The organism is Noviherbaspirillum malthae (assembly GCF_015352985.1).
In the GTDB taxonomy this organism is placed as follows: domain Bacteria; phylum Pseudomonadota; class Gammaproteobacteria; order Burkholderiales; family Burkholderiaceae_D; genus Noviherbaspirillum; species Noviherbaspirillum malthae.
In genome coordinates this window covers 261,076-285,882 of record NZ_JACYXF010000003.1, presented here as the reverse complement: position 1 = coordinate 285,882, position 24,807 = coordinate 261,076, and the positions used below count along the sequence as shown (strand labels likewise).

18 protein-coding genes and 1 riboswitch are annotated in these 24,807 nt (G+C 62.8%); of the genes, 9 read left to right on the top strand and 9 right to left on the bottom strand.

Annotated elements, in window-relative coordinates; all coding sequences use genetic code 11:
• Nucleotides 1-15: 15 nt before the first annotated feature.
• Both IGW03_RS07735 and IGW03_RS07730 read right to left on the bottom strand, forming a co-directional pair.
• Nucleotides 16-825, bottom strand: coding sequence for an alpha/beta hydrolase family protein (locus IGW03_RS07735; protein ID WP_194721949.1), 810 nt, complete (start codon nucleotides 823-825; stop codon nucleotides 16-18).
• Nucleotides 812-1,957: a DUF3182 family protein gene (locus IGW03_RS07730; RefSeq protein ID WP_194721948.1), complete on the bottom strand. Its 1,146-nt coding sequence runs from the start codon at nucleotides 1,955-1,957 to the stop codon at nucleotides 812-814. The genes IGW03_RS07735 and IGW03_RS07730 overlap by 14 nt, the downstream gene beginning before the upstream one ends.
• A 264-nt stretch (nucleotides 1,958-2,221) precedes the next feature.
• On the opposite strand from IGW03_RS07730, the gene IGW03_RS07725 reads away from it, so the two are divergent.
• From IGW03_RS07725 to IGW03_RS07715, 3 genes are all read left to right on the top strand, one after another.
• Nucleotides 2,222-2,890: a biliverdin-producing heme oxygenase gene (locus IGW03_RS07725; protein ID WP_194721947.1), complete on the top strand. Its 669-nt coding sequence runs from the start codon at nucleotides 2,222-2,224 to the stop codon at nucleotides 2,888-2,890.
• Between the two features lie 153 nt (nucleotides 2,891-3,043).
• Nucleotides 3,044-5,305 carry an ATP-binding protein gene (locus IGW03_RS07720; protein ID WP_194721946.1) on the top strand — a complete coding sequence of 754 codons (2,262 nt, stop codon included), beginning with the start codon at nucleotides 3,044-3,046 and terminating at the stop codon, nucleotides 5,303-5,305.
• Nucleotides 5,306-5,525: 220 nt separating this feature from the next.
• Nucleotides 5,526-5,981 (top strand): response regulator, encoded by a 456-nt coding sequence (locus IGW03_RS07715; RefSeq protein ID WP_194721945.1) that lies wholly within the window; start codon nucleotides 5,526-5,528, stop codon nucleotides 5,979-5,981.
• 99 nt (nucleotides 5,982-6,080) lie between these two features.
• Here IGW03_RS07715 and IGW03_RS07710 read toward each other — a convergent pair whose 3' ends face one another.
• From IGW03_RS07710 to baeS, 4 genes are all read right to left on the bottom strand, one after another.
• Nucleotides 6,081-7,736, bottom strand: coding sequence for a response regulator (locus IGW03_RS07710; RefSeq protein ID WP_228535185.1), 1,656 nt, complete (start codon nucleotides 7,734-7,736; stop codon nucleotides 6,081-6,083).
• Nucleotides 7,737-7,805: 69 nt separating this feature from the next.
• Nucleotides 7,806-8,234: a response regulator gene (locus tag IGW03_RS07705; protein ID WP_194721944.1), complete on the bottom strand. Its 429-nt coding sequence runs from the start codon at nucleotides 8,232-8,234 to the stop codon at nucleotides 7,806-7,808.
• Between the two features lie 203 nt (nucleotides 8,235-8,437).
• Nucleotides 8,438-9,121 carry a response regulator gene (locus IGW03_RS07700; RefSeq protein WP_194721943.1) on the bottom strand — a complete coding sequence of 228 codons (684 nt, stop codon included), beginning with the start codon at nucleotides 9,119-9,121 and terminating at the stop codon, nucleotides 8,438-8,440.
• Nucleotides 9,118-10,587: a sensor histidine kinase efflux regulator BaeS gene (gene baeS, locus IGW03_RS07695; RefSeq protein ID WP_228535183.1), complete on the bottom strand. Its 1,470-nt coding sequence runs from the start codon at nucleotides 10,585-10,587 to the stop codon at nucleotides 9,118-9,120. The genes IGW03_RS07700 and baeS overlap by 4 nt, the downstream gene beginning before the upstream one ends.
• A gap of 120 nt (nucleotides 10,588-10,707) precedes the next feature.
• Here baeS and IGW03_RS07690 point away from each other — a divergent pair, with 120 nt between their 5' ends.
• Genes IGW03_RS07690 through IGW03_RS07680 form a run of 3 tightly spaced genes read left to right on the top strand, consistent with a single transcriptional unit; the run spans nucleotide 10,708 to nucleotide 15,294 of the window.
• Nucleotides 10,708-11,913: an efflux RND transporter periplasmic adaptor subunit gene (locus IGW03_RS07690; protein WP_194721942.1), complete on the top strand. Its 1,206-nt coding sequence runs from the start codon at nucleotides 10,708-10,710 to the stop codon at nucleotides 11,911-11,913.
• A complete protein-coding gene (locus IGW03_RS07685) occupies nucleotides 11,910-13,862 on the top strand; it encodes a MacB family efflux pump subunit (protein WP_194721941.1) in 1,953 nt (650 codons plus the stop codon). Before IGW03_RS07690 ends, IGW03_RS07685 begins: the two co-directional genes overlap by 4 nt.
• A 10-nt stretch (nucleotides 13,863-13,872) precedes the next feature.
• On the top strand, nucleotides 13,873-15,294 hold the full coding sequence (locus IGW03_RS07680; protein ID WP_194721940.1) for an efflux transporter outer membrane subunit: 1,422 nt from the start codon (nucleotides 13,873-13,875) through the stop codon (nucleotides 15,292-15,294).
• A gap of 371 nt (nucleotides 15,295-15,665) precedes the next feature.
• Here IGW03_RS07680 and IGW03_RS07675 read toward each other — a convergent pair whose 3' ends face one another.
• Complete coding sequence (locus IGW03_RS07675) at nucleotides 15,666-18,404, bottom strand: hybrid sensor histidine kinase/response regulator (protein WP_194721939.1); 2,739 nt, start codon at nucleotides 18,402-18,404, stop codon at nucleotides 15,666-15,668.
• 244 nt (nucleotides 18,405-18,648) lie between these two features.
• Between IGW03_RS07675 and pnuC the strand changes: the two genes are divergently transcribed.
• Together pnuC and IGW03_RS07665 are read left to right on the top strand one after the other, a co-directional pair.
• Nucleotides 18,649-19,275 (top strand): nicotinamide riboside transporter PnuC, encoded by a 627-nt coding sequence (gene pnuC, locus IGW03_RS07670; RefSeq protein ID WP_194721938.1) that lies wholly within the window; start codon nucleotides 18,649-18,651, stop codon nucleotides 19,273-19,275.
• Entirely contained in the window at nucleotides 19,265-19,795 is a 531-nt protein-coding gene (locus IGW03_RS07665; protein ID WP_194721937.1) for an AAA family ATPase, read from the top strand. The genes pnuC and IGW03_RS07665 overlap by 11 nt, the downstream gene beginning before the upstream one ends.
• Nucleotides 19,796-19,799: 4 nt before the next feature.
• Here IGW03_RS07665 and IGW03_RS07660 read toward each other — a convergent pair whose 3' ends face one another.
• Nucleotides 19,800-21,974: a TonB-dependent siderophore receptor gene (locus IGW03_RS07660; RefSeq protein WP_194721936.1), complete on the bottom strand. Its 2,175-nt coding sequence runs from the start codon at nucleotides 21,972-21,974 to the stop codon at nucleotides 19,800-19,802.
• Between the two features lie 51 nt (nucleotides 21,975-22,025).
• Nucleotides 22,026-22,130, bottom strand: a riboswitch (TPP riboswitch).
• A gap of 388 nt (nucleotides 22,131-22,518) precedes the next feature.
• On the opposite strand from IGW03_RS07660, the gene IGW03_RS07655 reads away from it, so the two are divergent.
• Nucleotides 22,519-23,010 carry a hypothetical protein gene (locus IGW03_RS07655; RefSeq protein ID WP_194721935.1) on the top strand — a complete coding sequence of 164 codons (492 nt, stop codon included), beginning with the start codon at nucleotides 22,519-22,521 and terminating at the stop codon, nucleotides 23,008-23,010.
• 3 nt (nucleotides 23,011-23,013) lie between these two features.
• On the opposite strand, the gene IGW03_RS07650 is transcribed toward IGW03_RS07655, so the two are convergent.
• On the bottom strand, nucleotides 23,014-24,417 hold the full coding sequence (locus tag IGW03_RS07650) for a replication initiation protein (protein ID WP_194721934.1): 1,404 nt from the start codon (nucleotides 24,415-24,417) through the stop codon (nucleotides 23,014-23,016).
• Nucleotides 24,418-24,807 lie beyond the last annotated feature (390 nt).

Here is a 24,807-nt window from a genome sequence, read left to right as displayed (position 1 = left end):
AATTTCCCGGAGGGATCAGCCCGGCGTGGGCGGTGCTTCCGGCAAGGCGGTTTCCGGCATTGTGGCAGCCTGCCCCACCTCGTCGCCGCCGCGCGCGCCGAATACCATTTCCGTCATCCAGCTCACCAGCAACGCGGTATAGGCGCGCTGCGAACTCTGTTCCGACAATCCATGATCGGCGCCCTTGATCACGCGGTAGGTCATGGAACGCGGTTCCTCGCAGGCTTCGAGATAGCTCGAGATCACGGCATGGGGAATGATGGTGTCGCGTTCGGATTCGACGATCAGCACGTCGCCGCGAAAATCCGCGCAGGCACGCAAGGCACGGTTCTCTTCGGCCGGCACCAGCGTCTGGCGGTAGACGCCGAGATCCTGCCCCTTGTGCAGTTCGCGCTTGGGCATTTCCCAGTTGCTGTCACGATACAGCGCGGGCACGCGCAGCGCCAGCCATTTCACCGGACGCATCGCCGTCAGGATGGCGGCCAGATAGCCGCCGTAGCTGCTGCCGACGACAGCGATCGCATCGGGGTCGACGTCGCGCTGGCTGGCCAGCACATCATAGGCCGCGAGCACGTCATGCAGGCTGTTCTCGCGGGACACCGTGTCCTGCAGGGGCTGGGTGCCGGCATGGCCGCGCAGGTCAAATGTCAGGCAGATGCAGCCCAGGGCTGCGATCTCTCTTGCACGCGCCAGGTACTGTTCCTGGCTGCCTCCCCAGCCATGCACGAACAGCACACCGGGGATCTTGGTGCTCGGCGCCACGATGGTGCCGGCAATGCTTTCGCCGTCGACGGGAATGTGTATCGTATGGTCATGTATGCTCATAGGCCTCCAGTCTTGCGTATTTCGTGATCCTGCCGACGCGCTCGTCCTCGCCCTGGAAGTAGAGGACGGCATCGGCAGGCAGCTGGACGTCGTCTCCGTAGTATTCGAAGGTCGATGCCTTCACCGTCTGCAGCCGGGAATCGGCATGGAACGCTTCCAGCGCCGCGATCTCCGCACCGCTGGCGCCGCCGACCCGCCAGGATTGCTCGAGCACGCCGGAGCGCCACTTGCCTTCGCCGTCGATGCCCTGGGCGATGTCGTAGTTGCTGCGGGAAGCGAAGAGTTTCGGGAAGCAGCTCATGGCGGCCGCATGATAGGTGCAGGCCTGCGACACTGCGGTCCGCACGTCGGGTTCCAGTCCCAGCGCCAGCAACTCTTCGAAGCCCCCGCGCACCACCACCAGGTCGGAGCCTCCGTAGACTTCCTCGCCCCGGTTGTTGCGCGTCAGCCGTTGTTCTCCATAGTACGTGGCCACATGCGGTCCCACCTTGACCTGTCCCACACTCAGGGTCACGACTTCGGACAGATTGATTTCCAGCACCACGCCGTCGCGTTCGATATCCCTAGGCTGCATGGAATGCAGCAGGTCGTCGAGTTCATGAACGGAGCGCACCACCCACTGCCCGAGACCGCCAACGCCGCTGGCCTTCTTGAGCCGCAGCGTGCCGCGCTCGAGCATGCGGGCGCCGGCATCGCGCGCGTCATGCAGATTGAAGGCGGAATATCCGGGCAGCACCACTTCCTGCACCTTGCTGCCGAACACCGGCGACCAGCCCTCCGGCGCCGGAGACAGCGGTCCGGGGAGCATGTGGGTAATGGTCTTGGTGGCAACAAAAGCCTGCGGCACGACGCCGCCGAACAGATCGTGCTCGCAGCGGATGCCGGCATCGCGTATCCGCTCGCAGTCGATCAGCGTGTCACTGGGCAAGAAATACACGGGCGCGCCATAGTGGTAGTCCTTGTCGAACTCGCCGGCGAAGTCGCATCCCTTGAGCGCGGCGACACGCCGCGCGACTTCCGCATGCGTGGCGATTTCATGGCCTGCCGCCTTGCCTTCGGCTTTTTCCGGCAACGTGGCCACCACCTTGTGCACGGCTGCCGTGCTGCCCTGTCCGGTTTGCCTTGTATCCATGTCCGGGTGCAATGTGTTCATATCGTGCCCTTGCTTGCCGGCGCCTGCAACACAGCCGCGCGGCGGGTTGGAAATAGTGGGAACAAGCGGCGTCGAGCTAGCTTGCGGGCATCATCAAGCAAGAAGCCTGCCGCAGCAGGCGGACAAGCCGGAGCGGGGCAGGTGTGACAAGGGCGCGTCGATAGTACAATGTGCATTCGTTGGCGGATGGTTCAGTCCGGCAAGGCAAGGTGCCGCACTGCGTCATCCACAACCGTGAATTGCATGATAAACAAGCCTGTAGCACTTGAAGCATTGCGCGCCGCGACCCGGCACGCGCATCAACGTCTGGAAAGCGAACTGCAAGTCGCTCGTCCGGATGCGAATCGGGAGGATTACCTGCATTACCTGCAGGATCTGCGCGGCTGGATGCTGCCTTTCGATGCCGCCTTGTGGAGCGCGGCATGGCCGGCGGCAATCCAGGCGCATGAGCGTGCCGGCAAGCTTGACTGGATCGACTGCGACTTGCGTGCGGCAGGCATGTCACAGGATGCAATTCATGCCCTGCCGATAGCAGGATTTACACCGGACCTGTCCACGCTGCCTGTCAGGTTCGGCATCGCGTATGTGATCGAAGGCGCCCAGCTGGGCACCAAGGTGCTGGCCAAGGCGCTCGCGCCCAGGCTTGTGCCATGGACGCCTCGCTGGCTGACCGGCTACGGCGAAAGCAACGCGAAGAAGTGGCGAACCTTTGTCGAATGCACGGAAAGCAGCTTGAAAACGGCAGACGCGCAACGGATCGCGGCAATGGCAGCAGCAGATGCCTTTGCATCGCTGGCAGACTGGTTCGCCCAGCGCCGGCAAGCGCGCCTCGACGGCCGCCTGCACGGCGGGCGCGCCGGCGCTGCCGATGCAAGAGCATCCGCCGAATCCCGATCCCAAGCCGTGACGTGACCGATGGAACCAATGATCTTTTTCAGGCCGCAAGGCGCAGCAAGCCCCCATCGTGCTGTGCAGCCATGCGTAGAAGACAGCGGTTTCATCGCATGCAACGCACCGGGACAGGGATTGGTCTCGTGCATAGTTACCGTTTGACCGGCAAAATCCATGGATACAGCAAATACCGATCTGCCCCAGGTTGACCTGTCGATATGCGACCGGGAAGCCATCCGCATTCCAGGAAGCATCCAGCCGCACGGCTTTCTCATCGCGATGGATGACATCGACGGCCGGATCGTGCAGATTGGCGACAACATTTTCGAACTGACCGGCAGGAATCCCGCCGAGATGGTCGGACTCTCGCTCGCCGATGCGCTGGGCCCGGACTGCGAGCGGGAAATCCGCGCCGGACTTCAGGAGCAGCCGCTGCAGCCGCTGTCCACGCAGCCGGCCTATCTCGGCACGATCGAACCCAGGGCCGGCTTTCATGTCGACGTGCTGGCGCATGCCCATGACGGGCTGACCATCCTCGAATTCGAAAAAGTCGACCGCAAGGCGCCGGCCGATTTCCGGATGCTGTATCCGCTGATCAGCAACTTCCTGTCGAAGCTCAGCGATACCGCCTCGGTGCCGGCCATCAGCATGCTGGCCGCGAACGACATCAAGCGCGTCACCGGCTTCGGCCGCGTCCTGGTGTACCGCTTCGACGAAGACGGGCACGGCCATGTGCTGGCCGAAGCGCTGGACCCCGGCTACCGCTCGTACATGAACCAGCGCTTTCCGGCATCCGACGTGCCGCGCCAGGCGCGCGAACTGTATGTAGCCAACCGCATTCGCCTGATTTCCGACGCCGACTACCTGCCGGCGCGGCTGTATCCCGAAACCAATCCGCTCACCGGCCAGCCGACCGACCTGAGCTATGCCGCGCTGCGCAGCGTGTCGCCGGTGCACCTGCAGTACATGCGCAACATGGGCACCATGGCGTCGATGTCCTTTTCCATCGTGGTCAAGGGCCGGCTGTGGGGACTGATCTCCTGCCATCACGCCACGCCCTGCTTCGTGTCGTTCGAAATCCGCGCCGCCTGCGAGCAGCTGGCGCAGATCCTGGCGCTGCGCGTCGAGTCGCGCGAGGACAGCGACGAGTACGATGCGCGGCTGGACCTGCGCCGCCTGGTCGTGTCCATGCTGGGCGGACTGACGCAAGGTCCGGATCTGGTCGACAACATGAATGGCATCGCGCCGCAGCTGCTGCGCTTCGCCAGCGCGACCGGCGCGGCGCTGTCCTTCGAAAACCGTCTGGTCTGCATGGGCGATACGCCGCCGGAAGGCAAGATACGCGAGTTGATCGAATGGCTGAGCGCCAATGCGCACGACGACCTGTATCACACCAATGCGCTGAGCACGGTGTACCCGGGCGGCGCCGACATCAGGCGCAATGCCAGCGGCGTGCTGGCGGTGCCGATTTCGCGCATTCACAACCATTACCTGATCTGGTTCCGGCCCGAGGTCATTCATACCGTGGACTGGGCCGGCAATCCGCATCTCAAGTACGACGGCAGCGGGCCCGCACGGCAGCTGACGCCGCGCATGAGTTTCGACAGCTGGCGCGAGACGGTGCACGGTACCAGCATCGCCTGGCGTTCGAGCGAAATCGAGATCGCGATGGAGTTTCGCACTGCGCTGCTCGGCATCGTTCTGGAGCGCGCCGAACAGATGGCCGAGCTGGCCGAAGAGCTGGGCAGGGCCAACAAGGAACTCGAAGCCTTTTCCTATTCGGTGTCGCACGACCTGCGGGCGCCGCTGCGCCATATCGTCGGCTTCAGCGACCTGCTGCTCGAATTCGAAGGGCCGGACGCGCCCGAACGCCGCATCCGCTTCCTGAAGAACATCAAGGATTCGGCGCGCTTCGCCGGCAAGCTGGTCGATGACCTGCTCAGCTTTTCCCAGATGGGCAGGGCATCGCTACGGCCTTGCGAAATCAACATGAACGACATGTTCAACGCCGCGCGGGAAAAGCTGCAGCTGGAAACCGGCGCGCGGCAGATCGAATGGCGCATCGATGCGCTTCCGGTCGTGGAAGCCGATCCGAACTTTCTGCAGCTTGCCGTGTACAACCTTTTGTCCAATGCGGTAAAGTACACAAGGCCGCGCGAAAAGGCCACGATCCATGTCAGCGCCGAGAGCAACGAAGCCGAGCACGTGTTTCATGTGGAGGACAATGGCGTGGGTTTCAACATGGAATACGTGCACAAGCTGTTCGGCGTATTCCAGCGTCTGCACCGGATGGAGGATTTTCAGGGCACGGGCATCGGCCTGGCGAATGTGCGCCGCATCGTGGAGCGCCACGGCGGCCGCGTCTGGGCCGAAAGCGTGATGGATCGGGGCGCGAAGTTTTCCTTCGCCATTCCCAGAAAAATCGTGCTGGAGTAGCAAGCCCGGAAATTCTGAAAAACCCGGCATAAAGAACACAGAAAGCAGGTGCGCCGGCCTCTCCGGCGCGCCGCGTTTTCATCAGAATGGGCGCAGGACGTCTTCTTGTTCCCATTCTGATGAAAACCCGCAGGAACCAAGTCATGCTGGATCGGTCGCACGGCATTCGCCTGTTCCGGTTCCGTTCGCCATCCTGCCATTGATGAAATGAGTATCCCCTATGTTAAAGCCGATTCTTCTGGTGGAAGACAATCCGAACGATCTGGAACTGACGCTGATCGCGCTCGAGAAGAGCCAGTTGGCCAATGAAGTGATCGTGGTGCGGGATGGCGCCGAAGCATTGGATTATCTGAACTGCCAGGGCAGCTTCCTCAACCGTCCGGCGGGCAATCCAGCGGTCATCCTGCTTGACCTGAAGCTGCCGAAAGTGGATGGACTTGAAGTGCTGCGGCATATCCGGAACACGGCCAGCCTCAAGAGCGCCCCGGTGGTCATGCTGACCTCTTCGCGGGAAGAGCAGGATCTGCTGCGCAGCTACGAGCTGGGCGTCAATGCCTATGTCGTCAAGCCGGTTGATTTCCAGGAATTTGTGCGCGCCATCTCCGACCTGGGCGTTTTCTGGGCGGTACTCAATGAGCCGCCGCCGGGATCGGCCCGGTATATCCGGCGCAGTTGATGCCCCTGGCCCGTGAAGCGGGCCGTTTTTTTGAGTATCGCCGCCGGCTCGGTGGCGTCACTCCATCCTGCCTCATCTCCCGATGGTTTGCATTTCCCGCTACTGCAGCGCCGCCGGCCTGGACTCCTCCCGGCCGCGCAGCAGGGTTCTAATCTTCTGCGCCAGCGCATCCGCCGTATAGGGCTTGCGCAGCAGGCTGACGCTGGGATCGACGCGCCCGCCGTGCGCCAGGATGCCTTCCGAATAACCCGAGGTGAACAATACCTGCAGGTTCGGGAGCAGGTGGCGCGCCTTCTGCGCAAAATCGGCGCTGCGCAGCGGACCCGGCATCACCACATCGGTGAATACGAGATCGACATGGGTGCCGTTTTCAAGGATGCGCAATGCGGCATTCGCATCCTCCGCCTGCAGCGCAAGATAGCCGAGATTGGTCAGCAGCTGCGCCGTGGTTTCCCTGACGTCGGCTTCATCCTCGACCACAAGAATGGTCTCGATGCCGCCGAATACCGGGATGACAGCCGGCTGCTCGTTATCGGCGGCCGTGTCGTCGGTGCAAGGCAGGAAGATTTTCACGGTAGTGCCCTTTCCTACCTCGCTTTCCAGCCGGATGAAGCCGCCGCTCTGCTTGACGAAACCATAAGCCATGCTCAGGCCGAGGCCGGTGCCCTGCCCCGCCGGCTTGGTAGTGAAGAAGGGTTCGAAAACGCGCTCCAGCATTTCCGGCGGCATGCCGGTTCCGGTATCGGTCACTTCAATGAGCACATGGCGGCTGCCGCTGTCGCCTTCCGGGCTTTCGCGGGTATGGCCCCCGGGTCCGGCGTTGCGTGCGGAGATGGTCAGCGTGCCGGAGCCCGACATCGCATCGCGGGCATTGATCGCGAGATTGAGCATGACGTTTTCGAGCTGGCTCGGATCGGCGGTGGTATTCCAGAGACCGTCGGCAATGACGGTTTCCACCGCAGTCAGATCGCCCAGCGAATGCCGCAGCATTTCATCCATGCTGCGCAGGAGTTCGCCAGCATTGATCACCACCGGCTGCAAGGGCTGGCGCCGCGCGAATGCGAGCAGGTGGGATGCGAGCTTGGCGCCGCGGTCGACGCCGACGGCGGCGGCGGCGATGCGGTTCTGCGCCGCCTGGTTGCCCGAGGTCAGCAGCTTGAGCAATTCAAGGTTGCCGTTGATGACCTGCAGCACATTGTTGAAGTCGTGGGCCACGCCTCCGGTCAGCTGGCCGACGGCCTCCATCTTTTGCGCCTGATGCAGCGCTGCCTGACTCTGGGCCAGCTCCTGCGTGCGCTGCAGCAGTTCTTCCTTGCTGCGGTGCAAGGACAGGAAGGCATCGTCAAGCTGCTTGTGTGCGAGATAGGCGCTGGAGTGGTAGCAGACGCGGGCCACGAGCTCCCGCTTGTCCGGCCACTTGACCATGTAGTCATTGGCGCCGGCGGCGAAGGCCTGGGCCTTCACCTCGGCATCGTCCTCCGAGGAAAGCAGCACGACCGGAATGCGCCGCGTCTCGTCATGGCTGCGCAGGCTGCGCGTAACGGCCAGGCCGTCGACCTTCGGCATGCGCAGGTCGACCAGCACCACGGTCGGACGCAGGGCCAGCGCCACCTCCAGAGCCTCTTCGGCCTCGGGCAGGTAGCGCAGGCTGATGTCCGGCCGCTCGTGCAGCATGTGCCGGATCAGATCTTCCGCCATGCTCTGGTCGTCGATCAACAGCACGCTGGGTGCGGTGAGGTCCGCTTTCATCATCATGGAACGATTTCAGTTTTCCATCGGCGGCCTCGCGTCCGCAGCGCATGCGGACGCGAGGCGTAGATCCGCCTAGTCCGGTTTCGTGTTCGCCGCGTCGGCGCCGGGCTGCTCCTGCCGGCGTACGTCTTCGAGCACTGCCTGGATCTGCGCGAATTTCACCGGTTTCGGAAAGATCCGGTCGAAGCCGGCTTCCTTGGCACGCGCATGGGTTTCAGGCGTGTCGTAACCGGTCACGGCGATCAGCCAGGTATTCTTGAGTTTGGGATTGGCACGGACTTCCCGCGCGACATCGAAGCCATTCTTCTCGCCGGGCATGGTCAGGTCGCAGAACACCAGGTCGGGCAGACGTTCGAAGGCCACCTTCAGGCCGGCATTGGCATTCCACTCGATGTTGACCGTGCAGCCAAGCACTTCGAGCAGATCACCGAAAAGCCGTGCCAGATCGGAATTGTCTTCGACAATCAAGGCATGGAGCGGAGGACGAGTATCTTGTGCCATAAGTAGCAGCTGACCGGATTACCCGACGCAGCCGTCGCAAAAGTTTCAAAACGGTGGTGACGTTGGTAAAGGCACCGTATCGGGGACTTTACAGAATTGATCTATATTAAACCTTTTTTAGCCGGCGCTCTTTGCTGTAAATTAAGTCCGGATTTCTCCTGCCGGGATCGACGCTTCCGAGCCCGCCAGGCATTGCCATTCTTTCATCCCTCGAATCGGTAGCCTATGCCATAGATCGAATGAATCAGCTCGCGTTCCGGCGATGCCTGATCAAGCTTGCGGCGCAGATTCTTCACATGCGTATCGACGGTGCGGTCGGTCACCACGCGGTAATCAGAATACACGTGGTTCATCAGCTGGTCACGCGAGAAAATGCGGCCGGGATGCGCGTACAGCGTGTCGAGCAGGCGGAACTCGACCGGGGTCAGGTCCAGCCGCTTTCCGTCCAGCGTCGCTTCATGCCGCTGGGCGTCGATTTCCAGGCCGGCCTTCGCATTCTGTTCCTTCCACTTCCCGGCGCGGCGCAAAATGGCCTGCACCCGCGCGACCACCTCGCGCGGACTGTAGGGCTTGCAGATATAGTCGTCGGCACCGACCTGCAGGCCGAGCAGGCGGTCGATTTCCTCCACGCGCGCGGTGACCATCATGACCGGCACTTCGCTGAAGCCGCGCAGCTCGCGGCAGATGTCGATGCCGTCGCGGCCTGGCAGCATCAGGTCGAGCAGCACCAGGTCGGGATCGAGACGCCTGACGGCATCGATGGCCTGGCTGCCGTCGGCGATATGGTCGGTGGCGAAGCCGGCATTGCGCAGGTAATCGGCCAGGATCGCGGCCAGCGTCGGCTCGTCCTCGACGATCAGGATTTTCGACTGGGGCGCGGCATTCATGGGTAGACGCCTTCCGTGCGCGGCAGGACGACTTCGATGCGCAGCCCGCCCCTGGACGATGCGGCGGCATGGATCTCTCCCTGATGGGCATGGACGATATTGCGGCTGATGGCGAGGCCTAGGCCGGCGCCGCCGGTAGCACGGCTGCGCGATTGCTCGGCGCGGAAGAAGCGCTCGAACAGCTGCGGCAGCATGTGTTCGGGAACGCCGGGCGCGCTGTCCTCGAAGACCAGGCGCACGGCTGCCGCATCGGACTCGAGCATGACGTCGAGCGTGCCCGGCGCATCGGTATAGCGCAGCGAATTCTCCAGCAGGTTGTAGAGCAGCTGGCGCATGCGGTCGGGGTCGGCATCGCAGAACGCCTGTCCGCCGGCGGGCAGTTGCAGATGCATGCGGATTCCTTTCTCGGCGAAGCGGTCGCCGAAGGCGTCGACCGCAAGCTCCAGTATTTCAACCATGTCGGTGCGGACCTTGCGATAGCTCAGCGCGCCGAGGTCCGAGAGCGACAGTTCATACAGATCGTTGACCAGCTTGCCGAGGGTGGCGACCTGCGCCTGCAGCGAGGCGACGGTCGACAGGGCGAGCGGGCGTATGCCGTCTTCCACGGCTTCGAGTTCCGCCTTGAGCGCCGCCAGCGGCGTGCGCAATTCATGGGACACGTCGGCCATGAAGGCGCGGCGCAGCTGCTCGTTGCGCTGCAGGGTGTGCGCAAGCCGGTTGAAATCCTCGGCCAGCCGGCCGAGCTCGTCACCGGAATGCACATCGACGCGGCTGTCGTAGTCGCCGCCGGCCAGACGGTGCGTCGATGCGGCGATGCGCTTGACCGGCGCCAGGAACATGCGCGACAGCAGGTAGGCCACCAGGACCGCCAGCAGCACCGCCAGGCCGGCAATGACCCAGGACGCCTGGCGCTGCTGTTCCTGGAATTGCATCGCCGCGCCGGTGGTGACTTGCTGGAATGGCACCATCGCGATCCAGCCGACCGCGGCGCCGTCGACTTCGACCGGCTTGAGCTGCGCTCCCTGCGAGAGGCGGGGGTTGCCGATCACATGGCGCTTTTCCGCATCGAGCAGCGCCAGGCGCAGGTTGAGGCCGGTGAGTTCCGATTCGGGCAGGCTGCCGCCGGGCGGCGGCGGCGGATTTCCAGCGTCAGGTGGAGGCGGCAGGCCGGGCGGACGTATCAGGGCGAACCAGGTGCGCGGCTTGTCGCGCAGAAAATCCCAGCTGCCGTGTTCCTGGTAGGCCCTGGCCAGCACCGGCCTCAGCGATTCGACGCGCTGCGATTCCTGCTCGTTCAGGTAGCCGAGGAAGCCTTGGCTGAAGCTGTAGCTGCCGGCTGCGGACACGGCCAGCGCCACCACGATGCAGGTGAGCAAAATGGCCAGAAACAGCTTGGAAGTGATGCCGATCTTTAGACGGAAGGGTCGCATGGACGGTGGTCCGGCAGGCAATGTCGATGCGGCCATTATAGGTTCCGCCTATTACGCGTGAACGCCGTCTTCGCAATCTTCAATTTTTCTCCTTATTTGCGGCGCATGATTTCACCATCGCAAGAAAGCAACTCTGAGCAACTCTGGGGAACAACGATGATGAACTCATTGAAATCAGGATTCGCAACCGCGGGCCGCCACCGCCGCAAGCTGCTGGCCGGCGTCGCGCTTGCCGGCCTCCTGGCGGGCGGCGGCGTGGTGGCCGACAATTTTCTCGACAGGAAGGACCATGCGCCGGTCAGCACCGTGGCCGTGGTGCAGGGCGATGTGGAAAAAACCGTCACCTCGCTCGGCAAGCTCAAGCCCAAGGATTACGTGGATGTCGGCACCCAGGTGTCGGGCCAGCTGAAAAAGGTGCATGTAAAGATCGGCGACCGCGTCAGCAAGGGCGACCTGATCGCCGAGATCGATCCCACCGTCTATGAAACCCGGGTGCGCACCGACCGCGCCAATCTCGACAACCTGCGCGCGCAGCTGGTGCAGCAGCAGGCCGAACTGACGCTGGCGCGCCAGCAGGCCGGCCGCAGCCAGGAACTGCTGCAGGAAAACGCAGCCAGCCGCGAGAGCGTCGAGCAGAACCAGTCGGCGCTGAAGGTGGCGGCGGCCAAGGTCGAGGCCACGCAGGCGCAGATCAAGGCGCTGCAGGCGACGCTCGACGGGGACATCGCCAGCCTCGGCTATACCAAGATCTATGCGCCGATGTCGGGCACGGTGGTGTCCCAGACTTCGCTGCAGGGCCAGACGGTCAATGCCAACCAGGCCGCGCCGGTGATCGTGCGCGTCGCCGACCTCGAAACCATGACGGTCTGGGCGCAGGTGGCCGAAGCCGACGTGGTCAAGGTGAAGGCGGGCGCGCCCGCCTACTTCGCCACGCTCGGCGCGCCGGAACACCGCTGGCGCGGCACCGTGCGGCAGGTGATGCCGACGCCGGAAACCATCAATGATGTGGTGCTCTACAACGTGCTGGTCGACGTCGACAACCGCGAGCAGGCTTTGATGACCGACATGACGGTGCAGATCTTCTTCGTGCTGGCCGAGGCGCACGGCGTGCCGGTGGTGCCGCTGACCGCGCTGCAGCCGACAGGCGGGCCTGATGCCAGCGCCTACCTCGCCCGCGTGCAGACGCCCGACGGCGTGATGCCGCGCGAGGTGAAGGTCGGCGTGACCAGCCGCACCTCGGCCGCCGTCATTTCCGGCCTCGCCGTCGGCGACAAGGTCGTGCTGCCGACGCCGGCTGCCGACAAGACAGCGGCCGCGCCGGCCGGCCGCAGCAACGGACCAAGGATGGGACCGCGTCTATGAAGCAGCCAACCGCAATCAACGAGCCGCTGCTCGACATCAGCCACGTGTCGAAGACCTACACCAGCGGCGACAGCACCGTGCATGCGCTCGACGATGTCAGCCTGCAGGTGTTTCCCGGCGAGTTCGTCGCCATCATGGGCCAGTCTGGCTCCGGCAAGTCGACGCTGATGAACATCATCGGCTGCCTCGACCGTCCGAGCGAAGGCAGCTACCGCATCGGTGGCCAGGATGTCACGACGCTGTCCAAGGATGAGCTGGCCTCGCTGCGGCGCGATACCTTCGGCTTCGTGTTCCAGCGCTACAACCTGCTGACGTCGGTGACGGCGGCGGAGAACGTCGAGTTGCCCGCCATCTATGCCGGCACCTCCAGGCGCGAACGCAGCGAGCGGGCGCAGGCGCTGCTCGCTCGCCTCGGCCTCGGCGAGCGCGGCGGCCACCGGCCCAACCAGCTGTCGGGCGGCCAGCAGCAGCGGGTATCGATCGCGCGCGCTCTGATGAACGGCGCCGAGATCATCCTGGCCGACGAGCCGACCGGCGCGCTCGACAGCAAGAGCGGCGAGGAAGTGCTGCAGCTGCTCAAGCAGCTGCATGCGGAGGGCCATACCATCGTGCTGATCACCCATGACCGCAGCGTCGCCGACCATGCGCAGCGCGTGGTGCGCATCGCCGACGGCCGCGTCGTCGACGACAGCCGCACCCGGGAACATGCGGATGCCAGGCCGCGCCTGCCGGCTCCTGCACATGGCGGCGCGCGCTGGCTGCCGGATCTGGCCGAGGCGGTGAAGATGGCAATGCGCTCTCTGCGCAACAACATTTTCCGCAGCGCCTTGACCTTGCTCGGCGTGATCATCGGCGTGGCCGCCGTGGTGGCGATGCTCGCCATCGGCAACGGCAGCAAGCAGCAGGTCCTGCAGCGCATCGAATCGATGGGCAGCAACCTGCTGCTGGTCTTCCCCGGCGCACCGGGCACGCGGCCCAGCGGCGATATCGCGACGCTGGTGCCGGCCGATGCGCAGGCGCTCAAGGAGCTGCCGAACATCACGGTGGTATCGCCCGAGCGCAGCACCCGCGCCACGGTACGCTACGGCAGCCTCGACTACCAGACCAACATCACCGGCATCTGGCCCGGCTATGCAGGCACGCAGGACTGGAAAATGGCGCGCGGCAGCTTCATCACCGACGCCGACGTGCAGGGCTATGCGCCGGTGATCGTGCTCGGGCAGACGGTGGCGAAGAACCTGTTCCCCAACGGCGAAGATCCGATCGGCCGCTACCTGCTGGTGAAAAGCGTGCCCTTCGAGATCGTCGGCGTGCTGGCCGGCAAGGGCGCCAACGCCTTCGGCTCCGACATGGACAATATCGCGCTGGTGCCGCTGTCGACCGGCTACATGCGGCTGTTCGGCAAGCAGTACCTGAACACCATCAACATCAAGGTCGCCGATGCGCAGCAGATCGCATCGACCCAGACGGCAATCGAAAACCTGCTGCGGCAGCGCCACGGCACCGAGGACTTCCAGATCCGCAGCACCTCGTCGCTGCTGGAAACGGCGGCGGAAACGCAGAACACGCTGACCGTCCTGCTCGGCTCGGTGGCCGCAATCTCGCTGCTGGTGGGCGGCATCGGCGTGATGAACATCATGCTCGTCACCGTGACCGAGCGCACCCGCGAAATCGGCGTGCGCATGGCAACCGGCGCGCGCACCGCCAACATCCTGCTGCAGTTCAATACCGAAGCGCTGGTGGTGTGCGGCATCGGCGGCCTGCTCGGCGTCGCCGTCGGCATCGGCGCCGGCCTGGCGGCGCAGGCCTTCGGCATGAACGTGGCATTCACGGCGGCGCCGGCGCTGCTGGCATTTTTCTCGGCGTTTGCCACCGGCCTGCTGTTCGGCTACCTGCCGGCGCGCAAGGCTGCGCATCTGGACCCGGTCGTGGCCCTGGCATCGGAATAAAGGACGCATCATGAAACCTCTGTTGAAAACCCTGACTGCGGCTGTCGCCAGCGTCTTCATCCTTGGCGCCTGCGCCACCGGCACGCCATACCAGCGGCCCGACGCCGCCATGGCCACGATGCCGGGGCAGTGGAACACTGCCGGCGGTGAAGACGCCGCGCTGCGCACCGTGTCCAGGGTCAGCGCCGTCAGCATCGACTGGTGGAAACAGTTCGGCAGCGCCGAACTCGACCGCATGATGACGCAGGCGCTGGCCGCCAATCACGACATTGCAGCGGCCGTCAGCCGCATCGCGCAGGCCCGGGGCGCGGCAGGCATCGTCGACGCCAGCCGCGCCCCGACAGTCGATCTCGCCGGCAGCGCCGCCAGGACGCGCTCGAACCAGTCCGGCATCGGCGGCACGTCGACCGGCGCGCAGTCGAGCCAGCTCTCGGCCACCGTCACCTATGAGCTCGACCTGTGGGGCGGCAAGGCGGCCGCATCGGATGCGGCTCGCGCCCGCGTCGACTACAGCGTTTATGACCGAGAGGCGGTCGCCCTGCTGACGCAGGCGGAGGTTGCGGCAAATTATTTCGAAGCGCTGGCGGCAAAGGACAGGCTGGCGATCGCGCGCCAGAACCTGGAGGCCGCGCGCAATGTGCTGTCGCTGGTGGAAGTCCGTCATGACAAAGGGGCCGACAGCGGCCTGGAGCTGTCGCAGCAGCGCACATCGGTGCTCAACATCGAGGCGCAGATCCCGCAGCTGGAACAGCAGCTGCGGGCGGCGCAGACCGCGCTGGCCGTGCTGCTCGGCAGGGCTCCTCAGGATTTCGCCATCGAGGGCGAATCGCTGGCATCGCTGCAGCTGCCGGCGCTGGCGGCTTACCAGCCGGCCGCGCTGCTCGAGCGCCGGCCCGATATCCGCAAGGCGGAAGCCTCGCTGGAAGCGGCTCATGCGGATATCGGCGCGGCGCGGGCTGCCTTGTATCCGAGCATCCGCCTGTCCGCCACGGCGGTCGCCGGCGGCGTGCTGACCTCGGGTTCCAGCTTCGCCAGTTCATTGGCCGCTTCGCTGGCGCAAACCCTCTTCGACGGCGGCAGGCTGCGCGGTCAGGTGACGCAGTCGGAAGCGCGCAAGACCGAACTGGTTGAACAGTACTTGCAAAGCGTGCTGACCGGCTTGAAGGAGGTACAGGACAGTCTGGATGCGGCCAGCTTCAGCGAGACGCGCCGCAGCTTGCTGGCCCGTGCGGCTGCCGAGTCCCAGGAGGCTTATCGTATTGCAAATGTACGGTACAAGTCCGGCTCGCAGGATTTGCTGACCTTGCTGGATAGCCAACGCACCCGTCTGCAGGCCGAAGACAGCCGCGTGCAAGCCGATCTGGCGCGTTTCTCGGCGGCGGTGAATCTCTACAAGGCGCTGGGCGGCGGATGGGCAGGCAATGCGGGATGATCTTCCTGCATGGTCGCATGCAGACGTGCGCACGTGAGGATGCAGCTAGAGCGCTTTCGGTTTGACTTGACTGACGATCCCGGCTGCTTTGCCCGCAGCACTGCGTTGTGTCTCCTTGCCATGGCCCCGCCATGTCGCGTCGCCACGCCTTGTTCTGCAGGCAAATCACCTCGGCCTCGCCGAGCCCAGTCAAGCCGAAAGCGCTCTAGTGGTGCGAGTTATAAATTTGTTGGTCAAATGATGGACGAGAATCGTGCCGATACGGCGTCAACCATGCGCGCAAGGCCTCGGCCTTGCTGTGCTTGTTTCCTTGTCTCGACCCGATTTCGTCATATTTGCCTTCAACAAATTTCCAACTCACCCCACTAGTGTCAGCGCCCGGCGAGGCTTTCGACCGCGGAAATGACGGTACTCAGCGTGAGCGGCTTTGCAAGATGCACCTGGAAGCCGGAATCGAGCGCGCGGCGCACGTCTTCCGGCCTTGCGAAGGCGGTCAGGGCGGCGGCGGGAAGCGGCGGCAAGCCCTGCGCCCTTTCCATCGCCCGCAAGCGGGTAATGAATGCATAGCCGTCTTCTCCCGGCATGCCGATATCGCTGAGCACCACATGCGGCCGTGCAGCGGCAATCTGTTCGAACGCGATCGACACCGAGGAGGCTGCGCGAACCGTCGCGCCTGCATCGCAGAGCACATTGCCGAGCAGTTCGCGCGTGTCGGCCTCGTCATCGATGACCAGGATGTCGAGGCCGATGAGTGTTGCGCGGACCTCGCCCGCCGTTTGCCGATCGCCCGCCGTAGCAATGAGCTTTCCCGCGGCCAGCGCGCCGGCCGGCACGACAGGAAGCGCTATCGTGAATCTGGCGCCGCAGCCGATGCCGTCGCTGGCCGCTTCCACGGTTCCGCCATGCAGTTCGATCAGGCTCTTGACGATCGCCAGGCCCAGTCCCAATCCTCCGAACTGGCGCGATATCGAACCGTCGGCCTGGCGGAAGCGCTCGAATACGAAAGGCAGGAAGGCCGGATCGATGCCCCGGCCCTGATCGGCGACCACGATGCGCACATGCGTTGCCGTGCATTCCAGCTCGGCGCGCACGGCGCCCCCTTTCAGCGAGAATTTGATGGCATTGGTCAGCAGGTTGGACAAGGCCTGCTGCAGGCGCGCGGCGTCGCCGTGCACGATTGCGCTGCCGCCGATGAAGACATCGATGCGTATTTGCCTGGCATCGGCTTCGACACGCAGGCTCTCGACCGTCTCCGCCAGCAGCTGGGCGGTTTCGACGGGCTGCCTGTCGAGCAGCAGATTGCCGCTGGTGATGCGGCTGATGTCGAGCAGATCGTCGATGATGCGCGCCTGCGCACGTGCGTTACGGTCGATGACCGTCAATGCCTTTTCCAGATCGGCATCACCGGCGCGCTGCATGCGCAGCAGTTCCGACCAGCCGGCGATGGCGTTGAGAGGCGTGCGCAGTTCATGCGACAGCACCGACAGGAATTCTTCCTTCAGCCGGCTTTCGCGCTCGGCATTGGCCCTGGCTTCGCGCTCGGCCTTGAGCAGCTTCTGCGTTTGCTGGTAGAGCCGGGAATTGATGATGCCGATGGCTGCCTGCACCGAGACGCCGTGCAGCAGCGTTTCGTGCGCGGCGGTGAAGCGCCCGGTCTGGCGATGCCCGAGAAAGATGCCGCCGAAAACCTGGCCGTCGCGGCTTTTCACCGGCGCGGCAAGATAGCTCCTGACCGGCAGGTGCCCCGCCGGCATGCCCTTGTACGGCGCATTCCTCGCATAATCCGGATCGCGGGTGATGTCGTCGCTGCGCCGAATGCCCACGCCTTCAAACGTCGGTCCGAACACCGCCGTATTGCGCGGCATGGGAAACTTGGAAAACGCTTCGCGCGGTACGCCCGAAATCGTATAGAGCATGTAGGATTCGCCCTGCTCGTCCACGACGTTGTGAAAGAAGGCGCCGAATTCCGCGCCGGTGATCTTGACCGCGGCATCCGTCACCTTTTGCAGCAGGGGCTCCAGAAGCAGTTCGGAGTGCACGGATTCGCTGACCCGGTTGAGCTGCTCAAGCGCGCTGACGCTTTCCTGCAGCGCCGCTTCCGCCCTTGCCTGTTCGACGATATGCCAGCCGATGGCGGCGGCTTCCTTGACCAGGTCGATCTCGTGCGCCATCCATGCGCGCGGCCGGCCATGCTCGATGAACAGCAGGGCGAGCAAATTGCCATTACGAACGATCGGCGCAATCATGAATGACTGCATGGATCCCGACCAGCGCTGAACCAGCCGCGCCCGAACTTCGGGACCGATCCAGGCATTTCCGCCTCCGTGCTGCAGATCATCGATGACCAGCACGCCGCCGTTGCGCAGCAAGACCAGCATTTCCTCGCCCAGGTCCGCGGCCGACCGGACACCCATGTTGCCGATGCCGCCATCGTCGCTGCCTCGGCTTTCATGCCGGCGTATGGTGCGGCCGGTTTCATCGAATTCCCCGAACACGACCGCATCGGCGCCTAGCTGCCGCGCCAGCAGGCGGCTGGTTTCCTGCATGATGAGATCCGGGTTGGACAAGCCGCGCAGGCGCTCCGCGATTTCGAGCTGAAACGTCTGCCGCAGTTCGACGCGCGCCTGACGGGTCGTTTCCATGCAGGTGCACAGCACGCCGTGGATGACGCCGTGCTCATCGGCCAGCGGGGAGTAGGAGAATGTGAACCAGGCCTGATCGGGATAGCCGATCCTGTCGAGCAGCACCGGCATGTTTTCATGGAAGACCGATTCGCCTGCCATCGCGCGCGCGATGATCGGGGCAATGACGTCTTCCACTTCCGGCCAGATCTCGAAGAACGACTTGGCGAATGACTCGGGATGCAGGCCGCCGAGAATGGCGACATAGGCATCGTTATAAAGACATTGCAGCCGGTCGCCCCACAGCACGAACATCGGAAAGGCCGATTGCAGCATCACATTGACGGTATGGCGCAATACGGAAGGCCAGGCGAGAGGGTCGCCCATGGAAGAGCTTGCCCAATCATGCCCCCGGTAGTGGCGCGCGATGTCTCCACGCGAAGAAAACATGGTCGTCGAACCGGCCAGCGGCGCGTTAACTGAGCTCATCGGTATGCAGGTGGAAACATCACTAGGCATCAAGGGAAGGAGGCAAGAACGACATCCTACACAATTCCCTCCCGTGAAGGATAGGCAGGGACGATTTGTTTCCTTTGATAATGCGTTCCTTGCATGGAATTCTCTCGAAATGCAGCTGGCGGCCAGCGGAGGCCGGAATCACCGAGTGGCCCTGCGGAAAATGCTCTAATATACGGGCCGCCTGTCGTCTTCTCGATTACCTCATACTGCACCGATGAATGAGCCGTTTCTCCTGTTCGGGCTGACCACCACACCGCTCGAGCTGATTTCCTTTGTCCTTTCCGTGGCAACCGTGGCGCTCGACATCCGGCAGGTGCACTGGGCATGGCTTTTTGCCATCGTTTCCTCCGCCACCTATGCCGTCGTGTTCTTCCATTCCCGCCTTTATGGCGACATGGGGCTGCAGTTTGTCTTCATCGGCACGTCGCTATGGGGCTGGTATCAATGGCTGCGCGGCGGCAGGGCGCATCAGGGCTTGAGCGTTTCCACGCTCACGTCTTCGGGCCGCGTCTGGTGCGTCGTCGCCTGGCTTGCCGGTTTCCTGCTGCTGTCCGTCTTTCTGCGCACTTACACTGACACCGACGTGCCGTATATCGATGCCTTTCTGACAGCAGGCAGCCTGGTCGGCCAGGTACTGCTGGCGCGGAAGAAAATCGAGAACTGGCATGTCTGGATCGTGGTGGACGCGCTATACGTGGGACTGTACGTGTACAAGCATCTGACGCTGACTGCGATTCTGTACGCACTGTTCATCCTGCTGGCATGGATGGGATTGCGTACCTGGCAGCGGGCGCTTCAGACCAGTATCGCTGACAACGCGAGAATGGATCATGCCGCCTGATTCCAGGCCGAGCCGCATCGCCATCCTGGGCGCCGAATCCAGCGGAAAATCGACGCTGGCCGCCGCACTGGCCGCGCGCTACGGCACGCTGTGGGTACCGGAATACCTGCGCGAATTCGTCGAAACCCATGGCCGAACGCCGCACGAGCAGGATCAGATCGATATCGCCCTCATGCAGATACAGCGAGAAGAGGCGGCTGCGCAGCAGGCCGTGCGCTTTCTCTTCTGCGACACGACGCCGGTCATGACCGCGCTGTACAGCCGGTTTTACTGGCAGCGCGTCGACCGCCGGCTCGCTGCGCTGGCGCAGGCGCGCCGTTATGACATGACGCTGGTGACCATGCCCGACATGCCCTGGACCGCGGACGGCATGCAGCGCGAGTCCGACGAAGTGAGGCACACCATCCACGCGATGCTTTTGCAGGTGTTGGAGCAGCAGGGCATCGGCTACGAACTCATCGGCGGCGATGAGTCGCGGCGGCTGGGGACAGCCGCCGCCCTGCTGGAACGGCTTTCCTGAGCGACTAGAAATCGAACTGCGCCGAGACCCGGAAGGTGCGCGGTGCGCCCGGGAAAAGATAGCCGCCGAGCGACTGCGTGACATCCCGCCAGTAGAACTTGTCGGCCACATTGTCGATGCCTGCACGCAGCGTGGTGGCAACGCCGCCGACGCGCGTGGAGTAACGTGCGCCGATATTGAACAGATGATAGCCGGGCACGGTCACGCTGTTGTCCGGGCTGAATGCCTTGTTGCCCGCATACTGCCAGCTGCCGTTCAGCACCAGACCGTTCAGCTCCGGTACGGTGTAATCGAGCTGCACGACGGACTTGAACTTCGGGACATTGGTCGTGCGCTTGCCGTCGAAGCTTTCCACGCCGGTATTCTCCTGCCGCGTATGCAGCGCCGCGAGGCTAATGCCGATCGCCAGGTTGCGCGTGGCGCGCCCCTGGGCCGACAATTCCAGACCGCGGTGTTCGGCGTCGCCATTGCGCACATAGGCGAAATCCGCATCGGTGTATTCGAGCGGCTTGCGGATCTGGAAGAGAGCAGCGGCGACCTGCCATTCCTCGGCGAGCGCCATCTTGACGCCGAGTTCGACTTGCTTCGACTTGCTCGGACCAAGCGCCTGGTTGGCATTGCTTGCGAACAAGGGCGCGACGCCTCCATGCTCGAGTCCTTGAGCATAGGAAACGTAAGCGGTCCAGTCCTTGCGCGGCGAATAGGCCAGCGCCGCATTCGGCAGGAAGTAGCCCTTGTTCAGTTCGCTCACGCGCAGGCCGGCCGCATCATACTGATCGCGGTCGATACGGGTATAGCGCACGCCGGCATGCAGTTTCAAGGCCTCGGACAGGCCGACGATGTCGTTGACATACAGAGACTGCTCATCGCCGCTGCGGCGCAGGAGCACCGGCCCGGTTGTGATCGTGGAGGCCGGAACCGCCACCGGATTGTAGAGATTGCTGGTGCCGTTCGCCGCCGAGCCCAGGCAATCGACCGCCCCGTAGACACAGTCGCCGAATTTGTCGCGCCGGCGCAGCGTCGACGCACCGAAGGTGGCCGTATGCGTCAGCGCGCCGGTGGCGAAGCGGCCCTGCAGCATTGCCTGCGTGGCCAGCAGCGACTTGGATTCGTCTTCGCTCTGGTAATCGTAGACGTCATAATCGCCGTTGGCGCAAAAGCCGAAGAACAGTCCGCCGGCTGCGCAGCCGAAGGGAAAGGCGGCGAAATCGTCCCGGCGGAAAGCATGCCGGTTGACCGCGACCGAACCGTTCCAGTCGGGATTGAACTGGTAATCCAGGCGCAGGCCGACATTGGCGCTGTCGGTTTTCACCGGGCGGCTCCATGGCTGGTTGTTGAGCATGGTGCGCGCCGAGATGCCGGCAGGAAGATCGGTGCCGTTGATGAGCTGGAAGCCCGGCGCCGAAAGCTGCGACTTGTGCTGGTAATCGAGATCGAGCTGCAGCAGCGCCTGGGGCGTCAGCCGCCAGTCGAAGGCGCCGGAGACGAATTGCCGTTCGCCATCCGCGCCCCGCACATAGGAGCGCAGTTTCTCTGCGGCGGCATTGATCCGGTATCCGAAACGCCTGTCTTCGAAGCGCCCGCCGAGATCGACCGCGCCGTACAGCGTGCCGCGCTCGCGCGCCTCGAACGTGACGGTGCGCAGCGTTTCGGCTGTCGGCCGCTTGGTGACATAGTTGACGAGGCCGCCCGGCGTGGCGATGCCGGCCTGCAAGCCCGACAGGCCTTTCAGCACCTCGATGCGTTCCTTGTTTTCCAGTGGAACGGAAGCATCGGCGGCGATCTCCATGCCATCCTTGCGATAGCTCGATGCATTGTCGAGATTGAAGCCGCGGATCGAAAACTGCTCCGCATAGCCGATGGCGTTGTACGCTTCGTTGAGGCTGGCATCGAGCCTCAGGACATCGGTGGTCTGACGGATGCCGCGCTCCTGCATCTGCTGACGGGTAATGACGCTGACGGCCGACGGCGTTTCCTGCAGAGGAACTTGGCCGAAACTGCCGACGCCGGCGGTATCGGCCTGATCGCCGGAGAGTCTCGGTGCGGAAACGGAGACGGAGGGCAGCACGGTCTCGGCATTGCCGGCTTGCTGAACCTGCGCATGTGCAGGAGTTGCGATGGCTTGCAGCACGGTCAGCAGAGTGACGAGAGGCGCAGGACGTAGAGGCGATGTGTTCATTGTTTGCTCGGTGAAGATGATGGCCGATCCGGCGGCGCGGGAGCAAACAAGAGCATCGGCTTTGCGCTTCCCTGCGCTGGCATTATCCAGATCAGGTACGAAGGGTTTATCTCACCCGAAGAATTTCAACTATCTTCAGGACCCCCAGCGTGGGCTGAATGCTATCACGTGTCTATCACGTGTGCGAAGCTTCAGGCTGCCTTTGCAGCAATACGCGGTGACCGACTTTTACTAAGAACACATATGAGCCATGATCCGGCGGTATGCATCGAGCATGCCGATCAATCTTGGGCTGCGCGATTTCAATACGGTACGGCATGCGGAATCGGGCACTCGATCCTTTCTTTTAATAAATAGCAAAATTAGTTAAGACATGCTTTCCGTTTTAAAGTACCTTATTAAAAATTTTGTTAAAGTTAATATGTCGGCCTGAACACTGTCGCTGACCATGCCGGAGCGCAGTCAGGACGTCCTGCGAAATTCCCGATGCCCGGCATGGCAGCGCGTGCGATGACGGCAATGAACATCCTAGGAGGAGTAAAACATGTCAAATCTGAAGTCTGCCGAACAGGCGATACAAGCCGAACTCGATCATGCCAGGCAAGGCCTTGCCTATTATCAGTCCAAGGTCGAAGCGCTTGAAGAGGCACTTGCCAAGGTGCACAGCGTGCAAACGGTACTGAGCGAGGAGGGGCCCGTTTCCCGCACAGCGAAGACCAAGGCATCTGCCACGCCGAAGAGCCAGGGCAAGCGTCGTGCCCAGGCAGCGGGAACGGCCGGCAGCAATGACAAGCTGCCGTCCACAGGCAAGGATTTCTGGCCCAGCCTGCTGACCGATGACCCGCAGTCTCCGGCGGAAATTCTCTCGGCGGCCATCAAGTCCCTTGGCATTTCCCCGTCTGCGGATCAGACCAAGAAGCTTTCGCAGCGCCAGGCCAATGCATTAAGCGTAATGGCCAAGAGCGGCGATATTAATACTGTCGGCGATGGCCGGTCCCGCCGTTATTTCAGGAAAGAAGGCGCCCGCCCGGCCTGACGCCTATTTAAGAACGCCAAGCTCGACCCTGCCCTTGCTGCTGAAACGCTGATCGGTCAGGGACTGCTGTTCATTCTTCATGCGAATGGCAAGGTCGGTCAGTTCATAATCCGACGGCTTTTCCCAGCCGTCCTCCCAAACGGCATTGCCGAGAAACTTCAGAAACACCGGCCTGACGATCTGGCTGGCAATGCCCTTGGTCTGGAATGCCTTGCGGATTGCACCGCTGGCCGGAAGGCTCTCCTGCTCGAAGCGGGAAATCCACTCGGCCTGATCCGCCTCGGGCATTTCCTGGAACATCTCGTTGAGCTGCGCGCGCTTCATCGCCATGAACTGCTCAATCAGTTTCAGGCGCTCCGCCTTGGTGTCGTAGACCTTGCGGGCGGGAGGAGCGGCCGGCTTCTCTCCGCCGAACTGCCCTGACTGAAGAATCGCGGTCAGATACTTTTCAGGTGTACGGACAGGTTCCATGTCGGAACGGCGATGGCGTCCGTTCATGACCTCGATGGCTTCATCGATAGGCTTTGCACCGTAACGGAGCAGAAGTTTTTCAGCCCGGTCTTGCGGAATCCCCGCCCGTATCATGCCGCCGATGGTCTTCAAGTCCACAGGTTCGATCGCACGTTCCGCCGGCGCAAGCTGCGGCTGCTTGCGCTTGACCCGAAATTGCAGATCCTGGACCGAGCGGCCGCTCTTATGTTCGATGAGTTCAATCTCGAGGTCGGTCACTTCATTGACCTTCTTCACCGCCTTTTTCACCACGTCGCGGTTGAATATCTTGTACTCCTGGTAAGCGCTGGCAGGGCTGTCCGGCGTACCGGTAAGAACCGGCCGCCACCAGGACCATGCCTGACGCGCGGTCAAGCCGCCCGGATTGTCGGCATAGCGGCAGCAAATTTCATAAAGCACCAGCGAAGCCATGGTATTGAGCGCCGCCAGCACCTGAAGCGACATCTTTGCGAACCGCTGGGGGTCCAGCAATTCCTGCTTGATGTTCGGCGCGTAACTCCATTCCAGCGTCAACTCGTTGCCGCGCTGTATGAGGTCGGCATGGGCAATCAGCGCCGAAATGCTCCAGCGCGCGCCCTCGCCGGTGGTCGGCGACTGCCATTCCACGCCGGTGGTGGCCATCTGCCGGAAATACTGCTTGATGACTTCCGTATTGTTCGAGTTGAAGTCGATCCCGATCGCGATCTCGGACAGGCGCGCCCGGTAGCGTTCCTTTTCGACGCCCTGCCGCTGCGCATATTGCAGCATCACGTTATAGATCTTGCGTGCGGTGACCGTAATCTTTTCAGATTTGGGAACGATGGCGAGGGTATTGACCGGTTTGCGCAGCAGGTAGTCATGCTCGCCGGCCTTCTTGCCGCTGCGTGTGCGCCGGGTTGTCGTTGCGTTAGCAGCCATCGCTGTAAGGGAAGTGGAATCTTTGCAAGAGTCTATAGTGAGGCTAACGGAAAAGCAATCTCACCTTTCTGCGACATATTAAAAAGCCTGCATAAGCCAGGTGAGAGCGATTTTCCAATCAACTCCCAAAAATTCTCACCTTTGACGCGCCATCCCGAATCAGTGCTTTTGCTTCTCGCGTCCCTGGTTTCTTCCTATATCCACTCACCGTCGTACCCAAAGGTTCTCACCTTGCTTCCCATTACTTTTCACCATAATTCCCAAAAGCTCTCACGATTAGTCCCAAAAGCTCTCACCGAAAAGTGTGTAAGCTATTGATATATATAGCATTTCCTCTTCCTATAGATGTTAAAGAGATGTTAGGTTTTTTTATTATTTTTAGCTCTTAAA